This is a genomic window from Pseudomonas agarici (assembly GCF_001543125.1).
Classification (GTDB): domain Bacteria; phylum Pseudomonadota; class Gammaproteobacteria; order Pseudomonadales; family Pseudomonadaceae; genus Aquipseudomonas; species Aquipseudomonas agarici.
Genome location: NZ_CP014135.1, coordinates 1212344 through 1233375 on the forward strand (window position 1 = coordinate 1212344; position 21032 = coordinate 1233375).

Below are 21032 nucleotides of genomic sequence, written 5' to 3' on the forward strand. Positions count from 1 at the left end.
CTAAAGGACATAGTGGCAATGCATCACGGCTTTCGCCGCCGAGCCAGAGCGTGCTGGCATCGGCGCAATGCAAGATCCGCATGCAGGTGAGTCGCGCTGCGGCAGGGCAGTGACCGTGACTCAGGGACAGGGTGGCTGTTCTCGGCGAAATTGTCGCCCCAGCTCCTGGGCCAATTCGATGAAGTTTTGCCGAGTCGGCTCCTGGTCCTCGGTGCGCGCAATCAGGGTGATGGGGGCCACCAGCGGTGGGCTCGCCTCGCCGATCCGACAGTAGACGACGCTGTGGCGATGAAAGCTGCGCATCGAAGCCGGTACCACCGAGATCCCGGCACCGGCGGCCACCAAGTTGATGTTGGTCAGCATCCGTTCGATTTCGAAGGCTATTTTCGGGGTGAAACCGGCGTGTTCACAGGCTTCCAACAAATTGGCGTACATACCGGGCGCGCCATGGCGGCGCACCAGGATAAATGACTCGTCGGCCAGGTCGCCAAGGGCAATCACCGGCATGGCATCGATCGCTTCCGGGCTCAGGCCGTTGACTAATATGCCCGCCGGTAACAGGCGATGGCCCACCGGCAGCACCAGCAGCATCTCCTCGTCGAGCAGCCGGTACAGGGTCACGCCTCGGGGCTGGCTGACCGGTGCCCGCAGAATGCCCAGGTCCATGCGCCCGAAACTCACTTCATCGGTCAGTTCCCCGGCGTTGCCCTCGCTGAGCAACAGCTCGACGTTGGGATAGAGCCCGCGATAGGCGCGGATCATGCCGGGAATCAATGGGTGGGCGGCCGTCGAACTGGTGAAACCGATCGACAGCTTGCCCTCCAGGCCCTGCGCCGCCCGTGCCGCCCGTTTCGAACCCTCCTCGATCCGATTGAGAATGGCCCTGGCCTCTTGCAGGAACACCTGACCACCGGTGGTCAGATCGACACCCTTGGGATGGCGCTTGAACAACTCGAAGCCCAATTCTTTTTCCAGCAGGCGGATCTGGTTGCTCAGGGGCGGTTGCTGCATGTTCAGGCGCGCGGCGGCCCGAGTGAAATGCAGTTCTTCGGCGACCATCAGGAAATAACGCAGGTGTCGGAGTTCCATGGGGCTTCTTTTATTGTGGGTGGCCATGATTGCCAGCGCCTTCGGACGGTCTCGATTGTACCGTCAGCCCACGCTGCGCGGCCATGTAAGAAATCAGGCGTGAGTGTGAGCCAAGATGCCAGTACCATGGGCGAGGGTCGACAAGCGACGGTGCAGCGGATGAGGTTGGGGTTCTTCAAGCGAGGGGTGGTACAGATTCTGATCGCGGTCGCCTGTGGCATCGTCCTCGGACGCTGGCATCCGGCGCTGGCGGTGGAAATGAAACCCCTCAGTGACGGTTTTGTCCGATTGATCGGCATGCCCATCAGCCTGCTGGTGTTCGCGTTGGTGGTCTCGGGTATCGCCGGCATGCGCAGTCAGACGCAGGCAGCCAAGATCGGCGGCAAGGCCTTGCTGTATTTCGCGCTGATGACGTTATTGTCGTTGTTGGTGGGCGTTGTGGCGGCCCTGCTGCTGCATCCCGGCAACGATCTGGAGCCGGGTTTTGCTCTGGAGGAACTGTCGAGCTTGACGTCGTCGAGCGAGTATTTTTTCGCCCAATGGCAACAGTGGCAGTTCTCCGAGGCCATGCTGGAGACGATCCCGAGCAGTTTTTTCGGCGCATTCGTCGAGGGTGATATCCAACAGGTGCTGTTGCTCGCCCTGCTGTTCGGCGTCGCCCTGGCCTGGAGCGGCGAGCGCGGCGCGCCGATACGGCAGATGATCGAGCTGTTGCTTGAGTTGTTGTTCAGTTTGATGAACCTTGTGCTCAAGCTGGCGCCCCTGGCGGCGTTCGGAGCCATCGCCTTCACCATCGGCAAGTACGGGATTGGCTCGATGGTACCGTTGCTCAAATTCGTCGCAACCCTGTACCTGGCCAGCGCGGCCTTTATCCTGCTGGTCCTGGCGCTGGTCAGCCAGCTCGCGGGCGTCAGTCTGTGGCGTCTGCTGCTGTATGTGAAGGACGAACTGGCACTGGTGCTGTTCACCACTTCCTCGATTGCCGCGCTGCCGGGCCTGATCGCCAGGATGGAGCGCTTGGGGTGTTCGCCCGCAGTGGTGCGGCTGGTGTTGCCGGCGGGGTATTCGTTCAACCTCAACGGCACCAACCTGTACCTGGCGGTGGCGGTGATTTTTCTCGCCCAGGTCCAGGAGATACCGCTGAGCCTCGGGCAATTGGTGATGCTGGTACTGGTGGCCTCATTGACGTCTAAGGGGGCCACTGGTGTGACTGGCTCGGCCTTTGTCGCCCTGGCCGCGACCCTCAGTGCGCTGCCGTTCATGCCCACCGAAGGGATGGTTTTGCTGTTGGGCGTCGAGCGGTTGATGAAGTGCCGCTCGCTGACCAATGCCATCGGTAACTGCGTGGCTTGCGTGGCCATTGCCCGCTGGGATAACGCCCTCGACCGCGAGGTCATGCGGCGTGAACTCAAGGCGCCGTTTTCAGCAGGGCCAATAGCGCCTGACTGAGGGCCTGCGGGCGACCGCTGAACAGGCGCTGCAGCGCTTCGGGACGCTCCAGTTGGCGATAGAGCGCCTCGCGCTCGGCAAAGTTGCCGGCCAGACGGCAGGCTGCGCGGACGTACTCCTCAAGTGTGTGAGTGATGGTCCAGTCCGGTAGGCCGACCCTGCGAAACAGCCCTTCGTCGATATGCTCGAACACTTCCGGTCCGGTCTTGCAAACGCCGGGCAAGCCCACGGTCAGGGCATCGATGATGCCGTTGGTATTGCCGAAGGGCAGGGGACTGAGGAACAGATCGCACTGGTTAAAAATCGCCAGGTAGTCCTGGTACGGTTGATGGGCATACACCACTGCCTGCGGCACATAGCGCTGAATCAACCGGACCACCTGTGGATAGAGCAACCCCTGGGCCTGGCCGATCAGGAAGTGCAGGCGCACTTCGCGGCCATGCAGTTGCGGCATGAGCTCGACGATCTTTTGGCAGGCCAGGAGAAAGCGCGGATTGAGTTTCATGGTGGTGGCCGCGATGGCGATGTGCACCAGTGGCGAGTCCTGGCGTTGACGTTTGGGCAGTGGCACCGCGTGGGCCGATGGGCGATACGGCTGGCCGTCGGCGGGCAAGCGTAACAGCCGTTCGCTGAAGCAGGCCGGATCGCCGATAAAGTCTTCTTCGACGCTGATGTAATCGATATGCCGCGAGCGGGTGGTGGCCGGATGTCCGAGGGCGGCGACTTGCAATGGCGCCAGGCGCAGATTGCTGGCGAACAGGGTGATCGGGAACATGCCGACGCTGGGCATGTAGAACACCTGTGGCGCCCATTCCTGAGCGACGCTCCTGAGCTGGCGCAGGCAGGCATAGAGATCGTCGGGTTCATCGAAGGCGATAAACGAGTCGAAAATCTCGCGACCCGGATCGTCGACATTGGCCTGGTAGCCGATGGCGACCAATTGGAAGTCCGCGCGGGCCGCTTCCAGGGTCCTGGAATGGGTGCGGTAGATCGAGTGCCCGGCGGAAAACCATTCGAGTAGCACCAGCATCACCGGCTTGCCCGAAGTGACGGGACGCGGGGTAGCGGTCGGCAGATCGAGGATATGGGCCGCGACAAGCTTGCGTTCCACCAGGCGATTGATCGAGGCCTTGATGTCATGGCGTTGCGGCAGGTCGGCGTAGCTGCAATGCATGTAGGCATCGTGCAGGATACCCACCGGCAGGGTGTCCAGGCTGTCGATTTCCTCCAGTCGCCGGGGCAGCCAGGCCAGCAGCGCCTCGCGCTTGGAATGAGCGGCCTGGGTGCCGATCAGCCGGGGTGACAACAACGCCATGAACAGTGCCGCGGCGATATCGCGGTTTTGCCGCCAGAGCAGTTCGACATCCAGGGGCACCTCCGATTCCGCCGAGTAGAGCACGCAGAACTTCACCAGGTCGGTGCCGTTGACCTGGAATCCTTCGGCCTGCGGCCCCAGGTTATTCAACGATTGCAGGAGGTGATCGGCATTGACGAAGGCGCTGGCGGCGAACAGCGACGACAGCCAGCGCTGGAAATGGATCAGTTGTCCGAAGCCATCCGGGCTGATGCGAAAGCCGGGGTCGGAGAACAGCGCCGAAATGGCGCTGGTCAGGCGGGTCAGGGCATGGGCCTCCAGCTCTGCGGGGGGCAGGGCCGGTGATACCGCCAGGGAAAAGGTAGTGGACAGCTTGCCGTAATGGCGGTCGATCAACAGCAGCAGGCGTACCAGTTCACGCGCGGCGGCTTCGTGGTTGCGCGAGTAGCAGAGGAACTCGAAGTGCTCCAGCGAGTAGTTGTCTTCGGGCATTGGGTAGGCCTGTGGTAGGGAATGATGCAGTCTCGGGGGGGCGTGGTTTCTGTCCCCGACCTTTCGTGGCTAAACCCGCCTCACGGTTCAGAGATGCACACAGTCCGCGCATCACTGAATCGGAAAGCCTGGGCGAGGACATCGATGGATTCAAGCGTGATCCCTTGACCCCACCGTGCCCTCGATACCTTTTTAACGTCCGCGCGCCAGGAACTCCTTGTCAAGATTAGCCGAAGCCGTGGCCAGTTTCTGGTTCTGCTCCTTGACCCAGTTTTCGTTGCTGCTCAAGCTCGCCTGTTGCGCCGCCAGCATCCGATCCACTTCCGCACGCTGCGGACCGCCGAGGCCCTTGCTCGACTCGATCATGTTCTGCGCGGTCAAGGATTTGCGGAACTGCTCCTGGGTCAGTGGGAATTGCCCATTCTGCATATCGAAGGCTTTCAGCGCTTTGCCGTAGATCTGCTGTACCTCGGCGAAGGGAATATCAGCCGGTTTCATCTTGTTGGAGCGCCCATAAGTCACCAGGTCCGAGGCGAAGTGGTGGCCGACGCGGAACGGTACGTTGGAGTCGCGTTGCAGCACGTCCGCCAGCTCCGTGGTGGTGGAGTAGTCGGCATCGATCTCCTGGAGGGCCCGTGCCTTGTCGATTTGCAGGTTGCTCAGCAGGTCGGCAAGCATCTGGAACGAGCTAGCTGTCAGGTCCAGGGTCTTTTCCACCTGGTCGCGCTTGTAGTCCGGCATACCTGGAGTGACGTTGTGCGCCTCGAACTGATAGGTCATGGCACCGCCCACCACATCGCTGGCCTGTAGACGCAACAGGTTCAGGCCGTAGGGGTTGCGCTTCTGCGGCATGATACTGCTGGTGCCGGTCAGGCGACCCTCGGTGATCATGATCCACGGATAGGGCTGGTGGTACTGGGTGTGCATGTCCTGCACCAGCAGGCCGAGGGTGGTCGCGGCGTTGCTGCAGATACCGGTCAGTTCCATGCCGGTGTCCAGGGCGCCCAGTTGCGCGGCGTCATAGGAGTTTTCCACGGGACCGTCGAAGCCCAACAGCTCGGCCAGTTGCTTACGATCCACGGGGAAACTCGAGGTGCCCAGAGCGCCTGCGCCCAGCGGGCTGAGGTTGAGGCGGGCGTAGGCCTGGCGCAAGCGCTCGGCATCGCGGTCGAACACCGCGCTGAAGGCCAACAGGTAGTGGGCGTAGGTGGTCGGCTGGGCCTGAACACCATTGGTATAAGCCGGAATCAGGGTATCGCGGTTCTGCTCGGCGAGCTTGAGCAGCACTGCCTTGGACTTGTTCATCGCGTCGAGCAGGCTCAGCACACGCTCGCGCTGCATCAGGCGGCGGGTGGTGGACAGGATATCCTGGCGGCTGCGCCCGGAGTGCATGCGCGAACCGTCGGGGCCGGCGATGGCCAGGATCAGCGGTTCGTACTTCAGGTAGTCGGCTGGCCGCTCGGCGCCGGGTCGATTGCCGTCATTGATGACCTGGTCGACGGCGGCGACGATCTTCTTGCCCAGGTCCGCAGGGACAATCTTGTTGTCGATCACCATCACGGTCGAGGCTTTGTTCATTTCCCCCAGGAAATAGAAGTAGTCGTGGGCTACCTTGGGGTCGGCGGCATTCGCCGCGCTCGTTGCCAGCAGCAACAACGATCCGAGGGCCAGCCGGCTGAGGCGAAACGCAGGGCGGGTCGGCTTAAGGTTATTCATGGTCGCGAGGTCTCTCTACACGGTTATCGAATAGGTTGGAAACAGGAGTCGGCTCGAACCGAGCCAGGTCGATACGCGGCCGGTCGCGCAGGCCATCGAGGAGCGTCAGGCGACTGTGGTCCTGGAGTGGTCTGACCCAGGAGCCATCGCTCATGCTTCTTTGTACGGCGTCGCTGGCCTGGGCGGTCGTCGGGTCGGTCAACAGGTGGTTGATCGTGCCGCCCTGGCGAAACACCACGGGGCCGCTGGCGGCAAAGTGGGTGATATCGTCGGTATGGCTGATAAAGCGCTCGGTGGGCGAGTCGGTATTGACCAGCACACCGCCGCCGCCGCCCTGCAAGTTGTGATTGCCGCCGTCGAAGCTCAAGGCGTAACCGCCGGCACTGTAGCCGTCGAGGCTCAATTGACCGCTACCACCGGTCTGCATCGAGGTGTAGGCGGTATCGCTGTTGCCGACGAAGGCGATACCGGAGCCGCTGCCCTCGCTACGTCCGTTGAGGCGCACGTTACCGCTGTCCGACAACAGGCTCACACCGTTATCCGGCCCTGCCGAGGCGGCGCGAATCAAAATCCCGGACCCGCCACCCGCGCCGCTGGTACCGGTCAGGGTCAAGTCGCCGCTGCCGGTCGACAAGGTGGCCGAACTGGCACTGCCGGAGGGGTAGAAGCTGATGCCGTTACCGTAGGTGGAGGTCCCGATCAGCGCCACCGAACCGCTGCCGGTCGCCTGAATCTGGTTGATCCCCGTGGCCATGCCGATGCCGTCGGCGTAGCCGCTGCTGCCGCGCACGGTCAGTTGGCCGTCGTCGACACTGACCAGCGCCCGGCCACCGCCATAGAAGTCGATGCCATTGCCCTCGTCGGCGGCGCGGCCCTCGAGGGTGATATCGCCGTCGCCGTGGGTCTGGATGATGTTGGTCACACCGAGGATCGCGATACCGTGGTCCAGTTCGCCGCTGTTGGGCGAATGGAAGTTGCCGAGCACGCTGATATTGCCGGTCTGCGAGGTGATGCTGTTGGTCGAGGCGACCCCGCTGCCGCCTAGCGCAATGGCGTCGGAGGTGCCGACCGAGTCGCCGCGCAGGGTGATGTTGCCGCTGGTGGTCGAGACGCTCACACCCTGGGAACCGCCGGTCGAGTTGAAGAGTATCCCGTAGCCGCCGAAGCTGTTGGTACTGTTGCCGCTGAGCAGCAGGTCGCCGGTGGTGGTCGAGAGGTTGACGCTGGCATGGTTGCCCGATGGCGCAATATCGATACCGCGCCCCGAAGCGCTGGTGCCGTCCACGGTCAGCCGACCGCTTTGGGTGCTGACGTTGATCGTCCCATAGGCGCCGCTGGCGTCGAAGAAAATCGCCCGGAACGAGCCGCTGCTGTTGTTGATCAGGCTGTTGTTGGCGGTCAGCGTGACGTTGCCTGCGCTGCTGGCAATGTTGATCTGCGAGCCCGGCGCCAGCGCACTGCCGCTGCCGGCGCTGACCAGGCCCAACGCGGGCGTGCTGCCGCCCGAGAGGTTGCCCGATACGCTGATATCGCCGTCGCTCAGCAGGTTGATCGAGGAGCTGACACCCGTGGCGTTGAGGATCGTGCCATAGGAGCCGCCGCTGTCGCCGCTGACCAGCAGCTTGCCGCCTGCCGTGGCCTGGAGATTGACCACGCCCGTGCCGGAAGCCGACAGGTTGACCCCGCGTCCGCTGGTGCCGCGGCCATTGATTGTCAACGCGCCGCTGCCCACGCGGACACTTTGGGTGGAGCCGGCGGCCGTCGAGCAGATCAGCACGCCCTGACCGGAAGTCGCGTTGCCGTTAAGGGTGACGTTGCCCGAGCCGGTGGCGGCAATGGTGTTGCTGGTGCTGAAGATCCGCGTACCGTTGCCGCTACCCAGGTTGCTGCTGTCGATACGAATCGAACCGGTACCGCTGGTGACGATCTGGCTGCCGCCGGTGAGTACGAAGGCGTCACCGGTGCCGCTGCTGCTGGCCTGGTTGGCGACGATGGCGATGCTGCCGCCGCCGGCGTCCAGCAGGCTGGCGCCGCCAATCTGCATGGCTGTGGCGGAGGAGCCGCTGGCCAGGGAGGAAGAGGTGGCGGCGCGAATCAGGATGTCGCCGCCGCTGGTGAGCAACTGGCTGTTGTTCAGCGAGACGCCGAAGCCGGTGCTGACATTGGTACTGGCAAAGGACCCGGTGGGCGATGCGGCGCCGCTGATGGTCAGGTTGCCGCCGTTGGTGCGGATGCTGGCATTGCTCAGTTGCACCGAGCCGTTGCCGCTGTTGTTGAAGTTGGACAGCAGTGAGACGTTCAATGTCTTGCCGCTGGCGTTGCTGATGCTGGTGTTGTTCATCACGATATTGCGGTGAGCCTGGAGCGTCAGACTCGCGTTGCCGCCGGCCTTGACGTTGTCCAACACGTTGATATCGCCAGAGGTACCGCCCACCGACGTGGTGTAGACCAGAATGTTGGCGCCTTCGGAGAGCGACGCGTTGAGGGTCGCCGAACTCAGGTTGGAACTGGACGAGCCACTGGAGGTGAAAGGGTTGCTGCTGGTGGCACCGGAGCTGGCGCTGCTGGTGATATTGATATTGTACGGGTCGATCAGCCAGGTCCCGCCGATCCCCGAGGCGGCGCTGAGGTTGACTACGCCAAAGGCATCCAGCGCATGCCCCGAGGTTTCCGCCAGGCCGCCTTTGCCACTCTGGCCGGCACCGGTGACGCTGATATTGCCGTAGAAGCGGGTGCTGTCCTTCGACCAGAGGATCACCTTGCCGCCGTTACCGCTGCTCAGGGCGTCGGCATGAATACTGGCATTGCTATCCATGTAGGTGGCGTCGGCCTGGTGCAACGGCCCGGTACCCTGGAAGTCACCGCCGACCAGCACCTTGCCGCCGCCGCTGGCGCCCGATGCGTCGATGCGGGTGCCGTCGAACAGGCCGACATATTGGCCGGTCAAGGTCACGTCGCCGCCGCTTTCCCCCGCGTTGCGCCCGGATGCGTCGAGGCGGCCGCTGTTGACCACGGCCCCGTTGTCGCCGCCGTCGAGGCGGATGACGCCGTTGCGCTGTTGCAGGCTGGTGGCTTCGATGACGCCGCTGTTGTTCACCACCTCGTTGAGCATCGAGTCGCTGGCCCGAGCCGAGAGCATTACGCGGCCACCATTGGCCTGCAATAGGCCGCTGTTGACCACGCTGGCATTGAGCGCCGGGTTGTCCACCGCCATGTTGATCAAGCCGTCGCCGTTGAGGTCCAGGGTGACGGTTTCCCCGGCACCGAGCATCACCGAGCCGAGCCGGGCGACCACCGTGCCTTCGTTGCGTACCTGGGCGCCGAGCAGGGCGACGTAGCCGCCGTCGGTGGCCTGGATCTGGCCCTGGTTGATCACCGTGCCGCTGCTGCCGTTACCCTCGAAAAGGTTCTTGCCGGCCATGAAGTTGGCGTCGGACAGATTCAGGGTACTGGCCACCAGCCCACCGACATTGACTGCCGAGCCGGCGCCGAACAACACGCCGGACGGGTTGATCAGGAATACCTGGCCGTTGGCGTTGAGTTTGCCGAAGATCTGCGAGGCGTCGCTGGACATCACCCGGTTCAAAGCCACCGAGGAAGCCCCCGGTTGATTGAAGTTGACCTGGGCGGCACTGCCGATATTGAAGGTGTCCCAGGTGGCGGACAGGCGATCGCTGGTCTGGTTGACGTTAAGTACGTTGCCGCTGCTGTTGATGCTGCCACTGCCAGCGGTGATGTGACCGTTGCTCGGTAGCGCATTGGGGTCCAGCGCCCAGGCTGATAGAGGCACCAGGCTGTAGACAGCGGCGAATATCGCCCAACTCAGCGGGCTGAGCGCTGGGCGGGCCATTCCTGGGGTCTTGTGCGTCTTCATGGTCGCCTCCTCAGAATGAATAGTTGATGCCGGTGCCCAAGGCACTGATCGTGGTCCCGGCACCTGGGGAATAACCGGTGGCCGCATAGACTCCGGAGATCGCGAAGTTATAGTTGGCCAGCGAGCGGTTCTGCAGCAGCACGTACTGGCTGAACAGCTCGGTCTGCTTGTTCAGCTTGTAGGAGACGCCAAAGGCGTATTGAGTCGCGCCCATACCGTCGGTGGAGCACTCGCGGTTGTTCCCGGAAATCATCGTGCACTCCCCAGGCAGAGCCTTGGAGTAGGTGGCGCGCAACTGCAGTTGCTTGTTCACATTGTGGCTCAGTCCGACCATCCAGGCCCGGCGGCGATAGCGCGACAGGTCGGTGGAGGTGTTGCTGGTGTTGACCACGCCGTCTTCGGAATAGGACAGGTCATCGGCGATCAGCGAGAGCTTGGTCGCCCCGAAATCGTAGGCCAGGCCGTAGCGCAGGCTGAAATCATCGGACGAAGTGCCCGCTGTCACGTGGGTGTTGCTGCCCACCCCGCGAGCGTTGCGTCCCAGATTGGCGACGCCGAAGTAGTTGACATGCTTTTCATACGCGGCGATGGCGGTGAAACCTTCGTTCTCATAAGTCAGGCTGCCGCCGTAGATATAGCCTTCGTTGACGTCCGGCGCGGCTTTGAGACCGTTGTTGGAGTACGCCAACTTCATTTGCAGGCCATGCCATTGGGGTGTCCAGTAGGCGAATACCCCGGATTGGCGGCGATTGAACGCCGCGTCGTCGTTGTTCGCCTCCGAGGCGGTGCCCACCGGGCCTTTATTGCGGGTGATGCTGGTGCTGAAGCCAGGCGAGCCGATGATGTTGTAGTGGGCGGCGCTGGTTCGACCATGGAAGGGATCGAGGCCGGTCATGCTTTCCTTCATCGGCATATCCCAGATGCCATACAGGAACGTCCCGCGATCCGGGTTAGCCAGGGCCACCCCGGTGTTGCGCAATTCGTCGTTGGACGAGGTGTCGTCCGGCACGGACGGGTCGCTGTGATCGGCATAGTTCAGCGACAGGCCATATTCCAGTTGCCAGAGAAAGTTCCAGTCGTAGGCCAGGGGAATCCCGCTGTGTGCGCCGATATAGGACACGTTGTCGCGCACCCGCCAAAAACTGGCCATATTGCGGCCGTTGGGGGTGGCCAGTTTGCTCTGGTTGGCCACGCCCGCCGGGCTGGCGCCATGGCGGTCGACGTATTCGGGAACGATGCCGATGGAACCGTAGAGGGTAAAGTCGGTGCTAGGCTCTTCGAAATCCTCGCCCTTGCCGCCGATATCGCTGGCTAGGCCGACGAAGGCCTGGGGCGAACCGGAAATCGACAACCAGAAACGCCGTGCCTCGTGGGGATCGGCGGTCGGCGTGGCGCCGGGAGAAAACGCCAGACTGGCGTTCATCACCAGATCCTTGTGATAGACATTCAGGCCCACGCCATAGCCATACCGGCTGAGCTGATTTTCGCTGTTGTCCCAAGGGTGCTTGTTCACCGTGACCCGACCGGCGTCGGCGAACAGCGCCGCTTCGACCTGGGAGTCGACGAAGCGGCCCAGGTATTTGCGCAGTTCCAGCCTGCCGAGTACGCCTTCGTCACCGGCGGCTTCACCCATCGGATAGGCGCGCACGCCATCGGGGCCACCGAGACTGAGCTTCTCGGAAGCGTCGAGGTTCTTGTCGGCATATTGGCCGGTGATCGAGCCGAGCAGGGAGAAACCGTTGCCCAGTTGCTGCAGGCGGCTGAAGGACGCATTGGCCTTGGTGTAGCTGCCGTCGGCGCGGGCGGTGACCCGGTCGAGGGCGGCATCGGCGGCGGTGTCCTTGTTCAAGCTGCCGCGCCCATAGCGCAGGCTCCACAGGTTGCTGCCCAGCCAGCCGTCGCGCCAGTCGCCGTAGAGGCCGATGCTATGGAAGTTGGCTGATTTTCTGACCTTGGTCGCTGCGGTGCGGTCTTCGAAACGCCGCCACTCTTGCGCCAGGGATAGGTTGATATTGCTGTTGCGGCTGCGTAGTAATGAACTGGTCAGGTAGACCGTATCGATGTCCGCCGAGCCGCTGGCCTGGGCGTCCTTGAGTTCCTTGCCGATCTCATAGTCCAGCGTGGCGTGGTTGAGCCCGAGGGAGACACCGCTGGCACCCAGTGGTTGCAGGTAGCCGATACTGCGGATGTTCAGGCCCTCCAGGGAGTTCTGGGTATTGAGGAACAGGCTTTCGCCCAGGCCCAGGGCGTCGTTGAGGCTGACATTGGTCGAAATGCGTTTGGAACCGGTGTAGTAGTTGCCGTAGTTGTCGATGCTGGCGCGGCTGGTCCAGGCCGTCATCTCGGTGATCTTGAGCACGATGTCGGCGGCCCCCGGTTGGGCGGACGGAGCGAGGACCGCGCGGACCGAGACCCCGGCGATATCGGACAGGCGCAACAGCACCCGTTCCAGGTCGGCTTCGCGGATTACCGTGCCGGGCACCAGGTCATCGATAAAGCGCTGCTGCATGCCGGCGCTCAGGCGTACATCGGGTGCCGCTTCGGCGCGGACCCGGCCGATCACCCCCTCGCGCACGGCAAGGGCGACGCTGCCGGCCTGGATATTCTGCGGCGGCAGATAGGCGCGGGCCACCAGGTAGCCGTTTTCGCGATACAACGCCGTGATGCTGGCAGCGGCATCGCGCAGGCCGTCGAGGTCCAGTTCCCGGTTCAGGAAGGGCTTCAATCGCGCCTGCAATTGCGTGTCGCTCAATGCCTGGTTGCCGCTCAAGGTGAAATGACTGGCCTTGACCTTCAGGGTCGAGGTTGCGGCCGCAGGGCGATTCTGTTCCGTGACCGGTGCATCGATCTGTACCCGCTGGCGGGCCGGGACGGGGACGCGCTCGGAAGGGCTTAGCTGTGAGCGGTTGGCATCGAACAGGGTGCCGGAGGAGGGCAACGTCTCGGCCTGGGCATGAAGCGTGAACAAGGTGGCAGCCAGCAGCGTCAAATGACGACCACGACCGATCGGCTGGGCAGCGGCAGAAGCACGTATCCATTTCATGATGGGGTGGTTCCCGGATTTTTTAATTGTTTTGAGGGCTAACGGGATGTTCAGGGGAACGGGGCGGGCCTGCCGTCCGTTCCCTAGCGCGCCGGAAATAATCGCTCGGCGGTCAGGGGCGAGGTGTACAGGCCGTTGGCGCTGTGACCGATGCCGGGCACTTGGAACTGCGGATGGTGTACGGCGATGTTCCAGGTCTGACCGAGAAAGCGTTCGTAGGCCAGGTAATTGATCTGGCGCTCGACCCGGCTCGCACCCTGCATGCGGGCGCCGCACGATTTGTCGAGGATCCGGTTGGCCGGGTCATTGTCTTTCGAACCCACCAGGTAGGTGACATCGCGCCCCGCGTAGCGGCGGAACAACTGCTCGGCATTCAGGTTCTGGACCTGTAGATAGGCAGGTGCGGCATCGATCCCATAGCGGTAGCGGTTATAGCTGGGGCACATGATCGTGACGACTGGGGCGAATCCCTGGGAGTGAGGCCGGTTGGCGTCGAAATAGACATAGGTCGACGGGCTGGAGATCACGTAGCGGATGGCGATACCCGACTGGCGCAGGCTTTCGTCCTGAGGGTTGAGCACGGCATAACGCTGCATCAACTGGGCACCGGCGGAATGACCGATCAGGGTGATACGCTTGAGGGCCGGGAAGCGTTCACGGTCCGCCAGGTAGCGCACCACATCGTCCAGTGCCTGGAACGAGCTGACGCCGCCGAGACCAAACCCCGACGGCTCGCCCTGCATCCAGTTGTCCTTGCGCCACAGCGGCAGCTTATTGTTGGCGCGGTGATCGGCTTCGGTGAGGAAATTGGGCGCCAGCAGTAAGGTCTGCGGGTTCTGCAACTGCGCCAGCTTGAGCAATTTGCGGCCAGTGGCAAAATAGGTATCGGCGTTGCGCTTGACCCCATGGAGGATCACCACCGCCTGCTCGATCCCGGCTTCAGGGGCCTGCAGGTCGTGATTAGCAAAGACCACGAACGGATAACTGGCGCCCTGGGGGCCGATCTGGATGGTTTGCTGTGATCGATCAGTCTGGGTTGTCTGCGAGGAGGCGCACCCGCCGGCCATCAAGGCACTAGCGATGGCGACAGCAGGCACCAGGACACGTAGCAGGGTAGTGAGGCGAGTGGGCATAAGTCTGGCAAACCTTCGCAATGCAGCGCTTCTTTGTTGTTGTGGAGTAGATGCTAGCAGGTGGTTTTCCATAATAAAAATATTCTGAAAAGTAATAGTCGATACTTTACAGATATGCTGTTAAGGGCGAAGGCAAACTGCATTTCTTCGCTGGCCAGGGCGGAGGTGCTCAGTATCAGGCCCAGCCACGCGGATAGGAGGAATGATTTGCCCGTGCCGAGGTCAAATAGGGTGGCGAACCTCGGATCATCTGCCCGGAGGCGGCGCGGCGACACTCTTTTGGGCGGGGGTCATTTAACAGGACCGGACCATGCGCCTTGCCTGGATAGCCAGTTGTCTGTGTCTGGTGACCGCTCTTGCCACGGGGACGGTCATCGCGGGCGACCCTGAGCCGAAACCGGAAGTTGCCATCGAGAAGGCGCAGGTCCTGGAGCACAAAGCCGCTAAAAAGGAGGGCCCGGCGGCGCAACCCCAGGCACCTACCCTGACCAAGGTCGAGGCACAGGCGGTGGATCCGGCGGGCGACGCGGCGGTAGCCGATACCATTACCTGCCTGTCGCGGACCATCTACTGGGAAGCCAAGGGCGGCGGGCCGGCCGATATGGAAGCGGTGACCAGCGTGGTGTTGAACCGCCTGGCACATGAAGGGTTTCCCCGGACGATCTGCGAGGTGGTCAAACAAGGTTCCGAGCAGCGCGTCTGCCAGTTTTCCTGGTGGTGCGACGGACGCTCGGATGAGGTGCAGGAGGAGGGACGTTACACCATCGCCAAGGAAATCGCGCGCAAGGCCCTCAACCAGCAACTCAAGGACCGCACCCACGGCGCGCTGTACTTCCATGACCGGAGCGTCACCCCGAACTGGGTCAAGCAGTACATCAAGACCGCCGAGACCGACAAGTTCCTGTTCTACAAACCTCAGGATGACAAGGCGAAATAACCCCGGCGTTTATATTGAACCGCTCCCTGATCAGGCGAACGCGGACTCAACAGCCGAAACGTCAAACCAGGTAGCGGCGAAACCATGCCACTGTACGGTCCCACGCCAGCTTGGCCGCTGCCTCGTCGTAGCGGGGGGTCGAGTCGTTGTGAAAGCCATGATTGACCCCCTGGTAGATATGCGCCTCATAGGTCTTGTCGGCTGCCTTGAGCGCCTGTTCGTAGGCCGGCCAGCCATCGGTGATGCCTTTGTCCAGCTCGGCGTAGTGCAGCAGCAATGGCGCCTTGATCCGGGGCACGTCCTCGGCCTTGGGCTGGCGACCGTAGAAAGGCACCGCCGCACTCAGTTCGGGGTAGGCCACGGCCGCCGCATTGACCACTCCGCCGCCGTAGCAGAACCCAGTGATCCCGACTTTTCCGGTGGTCGCGCCATGGCTCATCAACCATTCGATGGCGGCGAAGAAGTCGTTCATGAGTTTCTCCGGATCGACGGTTTTCTGCAGGGCTACACCTTGCTCATCGTTGCCAGGATAGCCGCCGACCGATGACAGGCCATCGGGAGCCAAGGTGACGAAACCGGCCTTGGCGAGACGCCGGGCGACGTCTTCTATATACGGGTTGAGTCCGCGATTCTCATGCACCACCACTACCGCCGGTACCTGGCTCGTGGCTTTGGCCGGCCGGACTCTATAGGCGCGGACCTGTTGATGGCCTTTGGGCGACGGGTAGGTGATGTATTCGGCGACGATATCCGGATCGGTAAACGACACTTGTTCGGCCAGCGCGTAGTTCGGGCTCAGCGCCGCCAGCACGCTGGCGGCCGCCATGCTGCCGAGGGTGAATTTTGCCGCTCGGTCGAGAAATTCCCGGCGATTGATCTTGCCATGGACGTAGTAGTCATAGAGTTCGAGCAGTTCAGGGGCAAAGTCTTTCGCCGTGAGACGTTCCATCGGTGCGCTACCTTTCGAGTGGATCGAGGCACTCATTAAAGCAGCCTTTTGGCACTTGCGAAAATACCGGCACTATCAGCCATCTTGTTTTTGGCGAAGATGTACTACGCTTTGAGCGAAGCGAATCGGAGGTTTGCTCATGAGTCAGTCTGCAGCGGACGTCGAACGAGACTTGAGGCGTTATTTTTCCCCGGCATGCGTGGGTAGTAAATATTTCGATGCCTATTGTCAAATAGGTGCGCACTTGTCGTCTGTAGATAACTGCAGGGAGCAATTAAAGAAGCTCGATGCTGAAATGTCGGCCATCTTGATTCACCGGATAGCGGAGATGCGGGGGAAACTCCAGCGCATTGGTAATTCATTAAGCCTGGATACGCTGCATGACTTGCTGAAGACTTTGGCGGGGGCGCGCAATAATCGATTTGGCGTCAATTTGAACTCTCCTCAAATGAGTGGATATCTACCGGTGGCCAAGGAGCTTTTTTCAAAACTTCTGACCGAGGCTTTGGGGCGGTGGGAGGAAAAGAGCGGGTTTGATGTGGACCACTATTTTGGTTTGGGCGACCGCCGCCCCGCCGATATCATGCACGGTATTCCCGGATCGCTTTTCAACCAGCAACTGGCAGACGGTCGTCCTTTCAAGGACCTTGGCGCGGGGCCTGCCCATGGCGAGTATTCCCATAGAATACAGTGGTACATAATCGGAAATGGCTTGCCATTACGTAATGCAGGAGATGTCTATAGAGATGTCAAGAGATGGATAAGCGTGGGTGGGTTGTTGAATCACGCGGCACAAGAAAATCTGGAGCAAACGACAACAAGTGTTTTTAGCGATCTCGGGACCGGGGCCTACAGGCGTTACTTATGGGAATATCTGTTTGACCGGGACGGGGATCCACCCAATGCGACGACGATTGCGTTCAAGGCAGAAAAAAAAGATTTCAGGGCGCCGAGCAATCTCAACGCTCACTTGAGGGATTTGAATTGTAATGATTATCCGCTGCTTTCATGGTGTGTGATTGATCGGTATAAAAAACGCACCGACCCTGCTCGCATAGCAGTGGAAGATTACTTTCTCAAAAAGGTTCCGGATAATAGCGATTTTTTAAACTTGAAAAATGGTGACGCCACGACACAGGTTGCCGCGGGTAAAGGGCTCTTTATTCGACGAAAGACCTTTGGTGTCAGTGTCGACTGGCAAAATCTGCCCAAGAAATAGCGTTGCCGTCCGTGGCCTGAGCGTTAGTAGCCGTTGTCTCGCCTAGTCCTTCGGTCAGCCGAACCGGCCGGTGATGTAGTCTTCGGTCTGTTTCATTTTCGGGTGGGTGAAGATCGCATCGGTTTCGTCGTGCTCGATCAGCTCTCCCATGAACATGAACGCGGTGTAGTCCGATACCCGGGCTGCCTGCTGCATGTTATGGGTGACGATGATCACGGTGTATTGCTCTTTCAGTTCGGTGATCAATTGCTCGATGCGCCCGGTGGAAATCGGGTCGAGGGCCGAGGTCGGTTCGTCCAGTAGCAGCACCTGCGGGCGCAGAGCGATGGTGCGGGCGATGCACAGGCGTTGTTGCTGACCACCGGAGAGGCCTTGTGCGCTCTGCTTGAGTTTGTCCTTGACTTCGCTCCACAGCGCCGCGCCGTGCAAGGCCTGCTCGACCCGTTCATCCATCTCCTGGCGCGACAGCTTTTCGTGGTGGCGCACCGCGTAGGCGATGTTTTCGTAGATCGACATCGGAAACGGTACGGGCTTTTGAAACACCATGCCGACATGGCTGCGCAGGCGGTTCATCGAATAGCCGGGGGCGAGGATGTTCTCGCCGTTGAGTAGCACTTCGCCGCGGGCTTCCTGCTTCAAGTACATCGCGTAGATACGATTGAACACCCGGAGCAGGGTCGATTTGCCGCAGCCGGAAGGTCCGATGATCGCCGTGATGCGTTTCTCCGGGATATCCATGTCGATGGACTTCAGCGACCGCTGGTTGTTGTAGAAAAATTCCAGGCCACGAACACGGATCTTGGTGTTCTCGCTGGCAAGGTCACGAGTCTTCATCAGGTCAGCCTATTGCGCAAAAGGATCAATCGGGACAGCAAACTGAGCAGCAGTACAAACAGTGTCAGTACCAGGGCGCCGGCCCAGGCCAGGGCATGCCAGTCCTCGAATGGGCTCATGGCGTACTGGAAGATCACTACTGGCACGCTGGCAATCGGCTTGAGCAGGTTGCTGCTCCAGAATTGGTTGCCGAAGGCGGTAAACAGCAGTGGCGCGGTTTCGCCGGTGATGCGTGCCAGAGCCAGCAGCACCCCGGTGACGACGCCGGCCTTGGCCGCGCGCAAGACAATCTGCAAGGTCATTTTCCACTGCGGTACGCCCAGGGCCAGGGCCGCCTCGCGCATGGTCGAGGGCTGCAACTGGAGCATTTCGTCGGTGGTCCGCACGACCACCGGAATCACCAGCAACGCCAGGGTCAGGGCTCCGGCAATGGCAGAGAAGCCAACCTGATGATTGGTCAGCAGATTGAGCGGTAGGATCACGGCGGTGTAGACGAACAGGCCGAGCACAATCGACGGTGCCGAGAGCAGGATGTCGTTGATGAACCGCACAATGCTACCCAGACGCGAGTGCCGGGCGAATTCAGCCAGCCAGACCCCCGCCATCAAGCCGATCGGAGTGCCGATCAGCAGGGCGATCGCCGACATCAGGGCGCTGCCGTAGAAGGCATTCGCCAGGCCGCCTTCGCTGCCAGGTGGTGGTGTCATCGCCGTGAAGAGTCGCAGGTTGAGGGCCTGGAAGCCGTTGATCACGGTGGTCAGCAGAATCCACACCAGCCAGGTCAGGCCAAACAACGTGGCAGCACAGCTCAGGACCATCGCCAGGCGGTTCTTGAAGGCGCGGGCCCGGTAAAGACGTTCATTGCCCGTCATAAACCTTCCTTGCGTGAGAGTCGCATGAGCATCAGTCGTGCCAATGCCAGGACGATAAAGGTGACGATAAACAGCAAGAAGCCCAGGGCGATCAACGCCGACCGATGCAAGTCGGTATAGGCTTCGCTGAATTCGTTGGCGATGATCGAAGCGATGGAGCTGCTCGGCATCAGCAACGAGGCGGAGAACTGCTGGGCATTGCCCAGTACGAAGGTCACCGCCATGGTTTCGCCCAGGGCCCGACCGAGGCCGAGGAACACGCCGCCGACCACCGCGGAGCGGGTGTAGGGTAGGACAATGTCCCAGACCACCTCCCAGGTGGTGCTACCCAATGCGTAGGCGGACTCCTTGAGAGTGGTGGGAACGCTGCGAAACACCTCATGCATCACCGAGGTGATGAAGGGCAGGATCATGATGGCCAGGACGATGCCGGCGGTCAGCATACCGATGCCCAGGGGCGGCCCCTGGAACAGCGGCCCGATACCCGGCAAGGCGCCGAGGTAGTCGTTGATCCATGGCGACAAGTGGTCGGCCATGAACGGGCCGAACACGAACAGGCCCCACATGCCGTAGATGATCGAGGGAATCCCGGCCAGCAGCTCGACGGCGGAGGCGACAGGCGCACGCAGCCAGGGCGGCGCGACTTCGGTGAGGAAGATGGCGATGCCGAAACTCACGGGAACCGCGATCAGCAAGGCCAGGAAGGAGGTCACGAGGGTGCCGTAGATCGGCACCAGCGCGCCAAAATGGTTATTGACCGCATCCCATTCGGTGCTGGTCAGGAAGTCGAGACCAAAGGTCTTGAAGGCGAGGCTGCCACCCCACAGGGTAGAGGCCGCGATGCTTGCCAGGAGGACCAACACCAGCATGGCGGCGCCGAACAGGGTTCGCTTGAACCACAGGTCGTGGCGCTGGTCGCGGGCGGCCCGACCATCGCTGGCCGAATCGCTGCTGTAGGTGGACAGGGCCAAGGATTGTGTGGTGTCGTTCATTATTACTCTGCTCAAGTCCCGTCACCGGGCCGCTGACGGCCAGATGACGGGGTGTTTCAGGCGGGCCGGATCAATGGCTGAAGTCGGACTTCCAGTAACCTTCGATGCGCTGGACCAGCGAATCAGGCAAGGCAACGTAGTCCAGCGAGGCGGCTTGTTGCTGGCCGTTTTCCAGGGACCACTTGAAGAAGTTGAAGGCCGCCGAACTCTGCTCGGCGTTCTTCGGTTGCTTGTACATGATGATCCAGGTGGTTGCGGTGATCGGCCATGCGGCGTCGCCCGGCGCGTTGGTCATGATCAGGTTGAAGTCCTTGGCACCGGCCCAGTCAGCCGTATCGGCAGCGGCCTGGAAGGCCTTGGCGCTAGGCTGGACGAACTTACCGGAGGCGTTCTTCAACTGCGCATGGGTCATTTTGTTCTGCAGGGCGTAGGCGTATTCGACGTAACCGATCGAGTTCTTGATCTGCTTCACGTAGGCCGAAACACCTTCGTTACCCTTGCCGCCCACGCCGACCGGCCAAGGCACGGTGGTGCCGAAACCGATCTTCGACTTCCAGTCCTCGCTGGCTTTGTTCAGGTAGTTGGTGAAGTTGTACGAGGTCCCCGAACCGTCGGAACGGTGGACGACGGTGATCTTCGCATCAGGCAGCTTCAGGTCGGGGTTGAGGGCTGCGATAGCCGGATCGTTCCAAGCGCTGACGGTGCCCAGGAAGATCTTCGCCAGAGTTTCGCCATCGAGCTTCAACTGGCCGGCGGTGACGCCTTCGAGGTTCATTACCGGCACGATCCCGCCGATCACGCTGGGGAACTGGCCCAAACCGCCGGCCTTGAGTTCGTCAGCCGACAATGGCGCGTCGGAAGCACCGAAGTCCACGGTTGCCGCCTTGATCTGGGCGATCCCGCCGCCGGAACCGATGGACTGGTAGTTGATGCGGTTGCTGGAAGTCTTGCCGTAGTCCTGGGACCACTTGGACAACACCGGAAAGACGAAACTGGAGCCGGCACCGGTGACATCGGTGGCATGAGCAACGCCGCTTAGGCAGAGAGAAGCCAGCAGGACCGACAGGCGTTTTTTTGTCAGCAAAATCACGGCAATACCTCGATGTACAGGGGTGAGT

General features: G+C 61.5%; 14 protein-coding genes. 3 read left to right on the plus strand and 11 right to left on the minus strand.

Annotated features, from left to right (window positions below; translation table 11 throughout):
- Positions 1 to 120 precede the first annotated feature (120 nt).
- Positions 121 to 1089: a LysR family transcriptional regulator gene (locus AWM79_RS05360; RefSeq protein ID WP_060782328.1), complete on the minus strand. Its 969-nt coding sequence runs from the start codon at positions 1087 to 1089 to the stop codon at positions 121 to 123.
- A 99-nt stretch (positions 1090 to 1188) separates the two neighbouring features.
- On the opposite strand from AWM79_RS05360, the gene AWM79_RS05365 reads away from it, so the two are divergent.
- Positions 1189 to 2538 carry a cation:dicarboxylate symporter family transporter gene (locus AWM79_RS05365; RefSeq protein WP_244159619.1) on the plus strand — a complete coding sequence of 450 codons (1350 nt, stop codon included), beginning with the start codon at positions 1189 to 1191 and terminating at the stop codon, positions 2536 to 2538.
- Here the strand turns inward: AWM79_RS05365 and AWM79_RS05370 are convergent.
- The 5 genes from AWM79_RS05370 to AWM79_RS05390 all read right to left on the minus strand — a co-directional run bounded on the left by AWM79_RS05370 (position 2498) and on the right by AWM79_RS05390 (position 14111).
- The gene (locus tag AWM79_RS05370) at positions 2498 to 4345 is read right to left on the minus strand and encodes a hypothetical protein (RefSeq protein ID WP_017131911.1); all 1848 of its coding nucleotides are present in this window, start codon (positions 4343 to 4345) and stop codon (positions 2498 to 2500) included. The two genes, AWM79_RS05365 and AWM79_RS05370, sit on opposite strands and share 41 nt — an antisense overlap.
- 192 nt (positions 4346 to 4537) lie before the next feature.
- Positions 4538 to 6061: an argininosuccinate lyase gene (locus tag AWM79_RS05375; RefSeq protein WP_017131910.1), complete on the minus strand. Its 1524-nt coding sequence runs from the start codon at positions 6059 to 6061 to the stop codon at positions 4538 to 4540.
- Positions 6054 to 9935 carry a beta strand repeat-containing protein gene (locus AWM79_RS05380; RefSeq protein WP_082712573.1) on the minus strand — a complete coding sequence of 1294 codons (3882 nt, stop codon included), beginning with the start codon at positions 9933 to 9935 and terminating at the stop codon, positions 6054 to 6056. The genes AWM79_RS05375 and AWM79_RS05380 overlap by 8 nt, the downstream gene beginning before the upstream one ends.
- Before the next feature lie 10 nt (positions 9936 to 9945).
- On the minus strand, positions 9946 to 12978 hold the full coding sequence (locus AWM79_RS05385) for a ShlB/FhaC/HecB family hemolysin secretion/activation protein (protein WP_060782329.1): 3033 nt from the start codon (positions 12976 to 12978) through the stop codon (positions 9946 to 9948).
- An 83-nt stretch (positions 12979 to 13061) separates the two neighbouring features.
- Positions 13062 to 14111: an alpha/beta hydrolase gene (locus AWM79_RS05390; RefSeq protein WP_060782330.1), complete on the minus strand. Its 1050-nt coding sequence runs from the start codon at positions 14109 to 14111 to the stop codon at positions 13062 to 13064.
- Between the two features lie 310 nt (positions 14112 to 14421).
- On the opposite strand from AWM79_RS05390, the gene AWM79_RS05395 reads away from it, so the two are divergent.
- Entirely contained in the window at positions 14422 to 15048 is a 627-nt protein-coding gene (locus AWM79_RS05395) for a cell wall hydrolase (protein ID WP_060782331.1), read from the plus strand.
- Positions 15049 to 15109: 61 nt separating this feature from the next.
- On the opposite strand, the gene yghX is transcribed toward AWM79_RS05395, so the two are convergent.
- The gene (gene yghX, locus AWM79_RS05400) at positions 15110 to 15997 is read right to left on the minus strand and encodes a YghX family hydrolase (RefSeq protein WP_060782332.1); all 888 of its coding nucleotides are present in this window, start codon (positions 15995 to 15997) and stop codon (positions 15110 to 15112) included.
- Between the two features lie 139 nt (positions 15998 to 16136).
- Between yghX and AWM79_RS05405 the strand changes: the two genes are divergently transcribed.
- Positions 16137 to 17216: a LirA/MavJ family T4SS effector gene (locus AWM79_RS05405; protein ID WP_017131905.1), complete on the plus strand. Its 1080-nt coding sequence runs from the start codon at positions 16137 to 16139 to the stop codon at positions 17214 to 17216.
- Between the two features lie 54 nt (positions 17217 to 17270).
- On the opposite strand, the gene pstB is transcribed toward AWM79_RS05405, so the two are convergent.
- The 4 genes from pstB to pstS form a co-directional block, all read right to left on the minus strand.
- Positions 17271 to 18050 (minus strand): phosphate ABC transporter ATP-binding protein PstB, encoded by a 780-nt coding sequence (gene pstB / locus AWM79_RS05410; RefSeq protein WP_017131904.1) that lies wholly within the window; start codon positions 18048 to 18050, stop codon positions 17271 to 17273.
- Complete coding sequence (pstA, locus tag AWM79_RS05415; protein ID WP_060782333.1) at positions 18050 to 18922, minus strand: phosphate ABC transporter permease PstA; 873 nt, start codon at positions 18920 to 18922, stop codon at positions 18050 to 18052. The genes pstB and pstA overlap by 1 nt, the downstream gene beginning before the upstream one ends.
- Positions 18919 to 19914, minus strand: a complete 996-nt coding sequence (gene pstC, locus AWM79_RS05420) for a phosphate ABC transporter permease subunit PstC (RefSeq protein ID WP_060782334.1) — start codon at positions 19912 to 19914, stop codon at positions 18919 to 18921. The genes pstA and pstC overlap by 4 nt, the downstream gene beginning before the upstream one ends.
- Before the next feature lie 70 nt (positions 19915 to 19984).
- Positions 19985 to 21001, minus strand: a complete 1017-nt coding sequence (pstS, locus tag AWM79_RS05425; protein ID WP_026013170.1) for a phosphate ABC transporter substrate-binding protein PstS — start codon at positions 20999 to 21001, stop codon at positions 19985 to 19987.
- Between the last annotated feature and the right edge of the window lie 31 nt (positions 21002 to 21032).

Bases quoted from the DNA above. Each gene is read 5' to 3' on its own strand.
- pstB (WP_017131904.1), bottom strand. From the start codon at position 18,050: ATGAAGACTCGTGACCTTGCCAGCGAGAACACCAAGATCCGTGTTCGT.
- AWM79_RS05370 (WP_017131911.1), bottom strand. From the start codon at position 4,345: ATGCCCGAAGACAACTACTCGCTGGAGCACTTCGAGTTCCTCTGCTAC.
- pstA (WP_060782333.1), bottom strand. From the start codon at position 18,922: ATGACGGGCAATGAACGTCTTTACCGGGCCCGCGCCTTCAAGAACCGC.
- yghX (WP_060782332.1), bottom strand. From the start codon at position 15,997: ATGGAACGTCTCACGGCGAAAGACTTTGCCCCTGAACTGCTCGAACTC.
- AWM79_RS05405 (WP_017131905.1), top strand. From the start codon at position 16,137: ATGAGTCAGTCTGCAGCGGACGTCGAACGAGACTTGAGGCGTTATTTT.
- AWM79_RS05385 (WP_060782329.1), bottom strand. From the start codon at position 12,978: ATGAAATGGATACGTGCTTCTGCCGCTGCCCAGCCGATCGGTCGTGGT.
- AWM79_RS05390 (WP_060782330.1), bottom strand. From the start codon at position 14,111: ATGCCCACTCGCCTCACTACCCTGCTACGTGTCCTGGTGCCTGCTGTC.
- AWM79_RS05380 (WP_082712573.1), bottom strand. From the start codon at position 9,935: ATGAAGACGCACAAGACCCCAGGAATGGCCCGCCCAGCGCTCAGCCCG.
- AWM79_RS05360 (WP_060782328.1), bottom strand. From the start codon at position 1,089: ATGGAACTCCGACACCTGCGTTATTTCCTGATGGTCGCCGAAGAACTG.
- pstC (WP_060782334.1), bottom strand. From the start codon at position 19,914: ATGAACGACACCACACAATCCTTGGCCCTGTCCACCTACAGCAGCGAT.
- AWM79_RS05375 (WP_017131910.1), bottom strand. From the start codon at position 6,061: ATGAATAACCTTAAGCCGACCCGCCCTGCGTTTCGCCTCAGCCGGCTG.
- AWM79_RS05395 (WP_060782331.1), top strand. From the start codon at position 14,422: ATGCGCCTTGCCTGGATAGCCAGTTGTCTGTGTCTGGTGACCGCTCTT.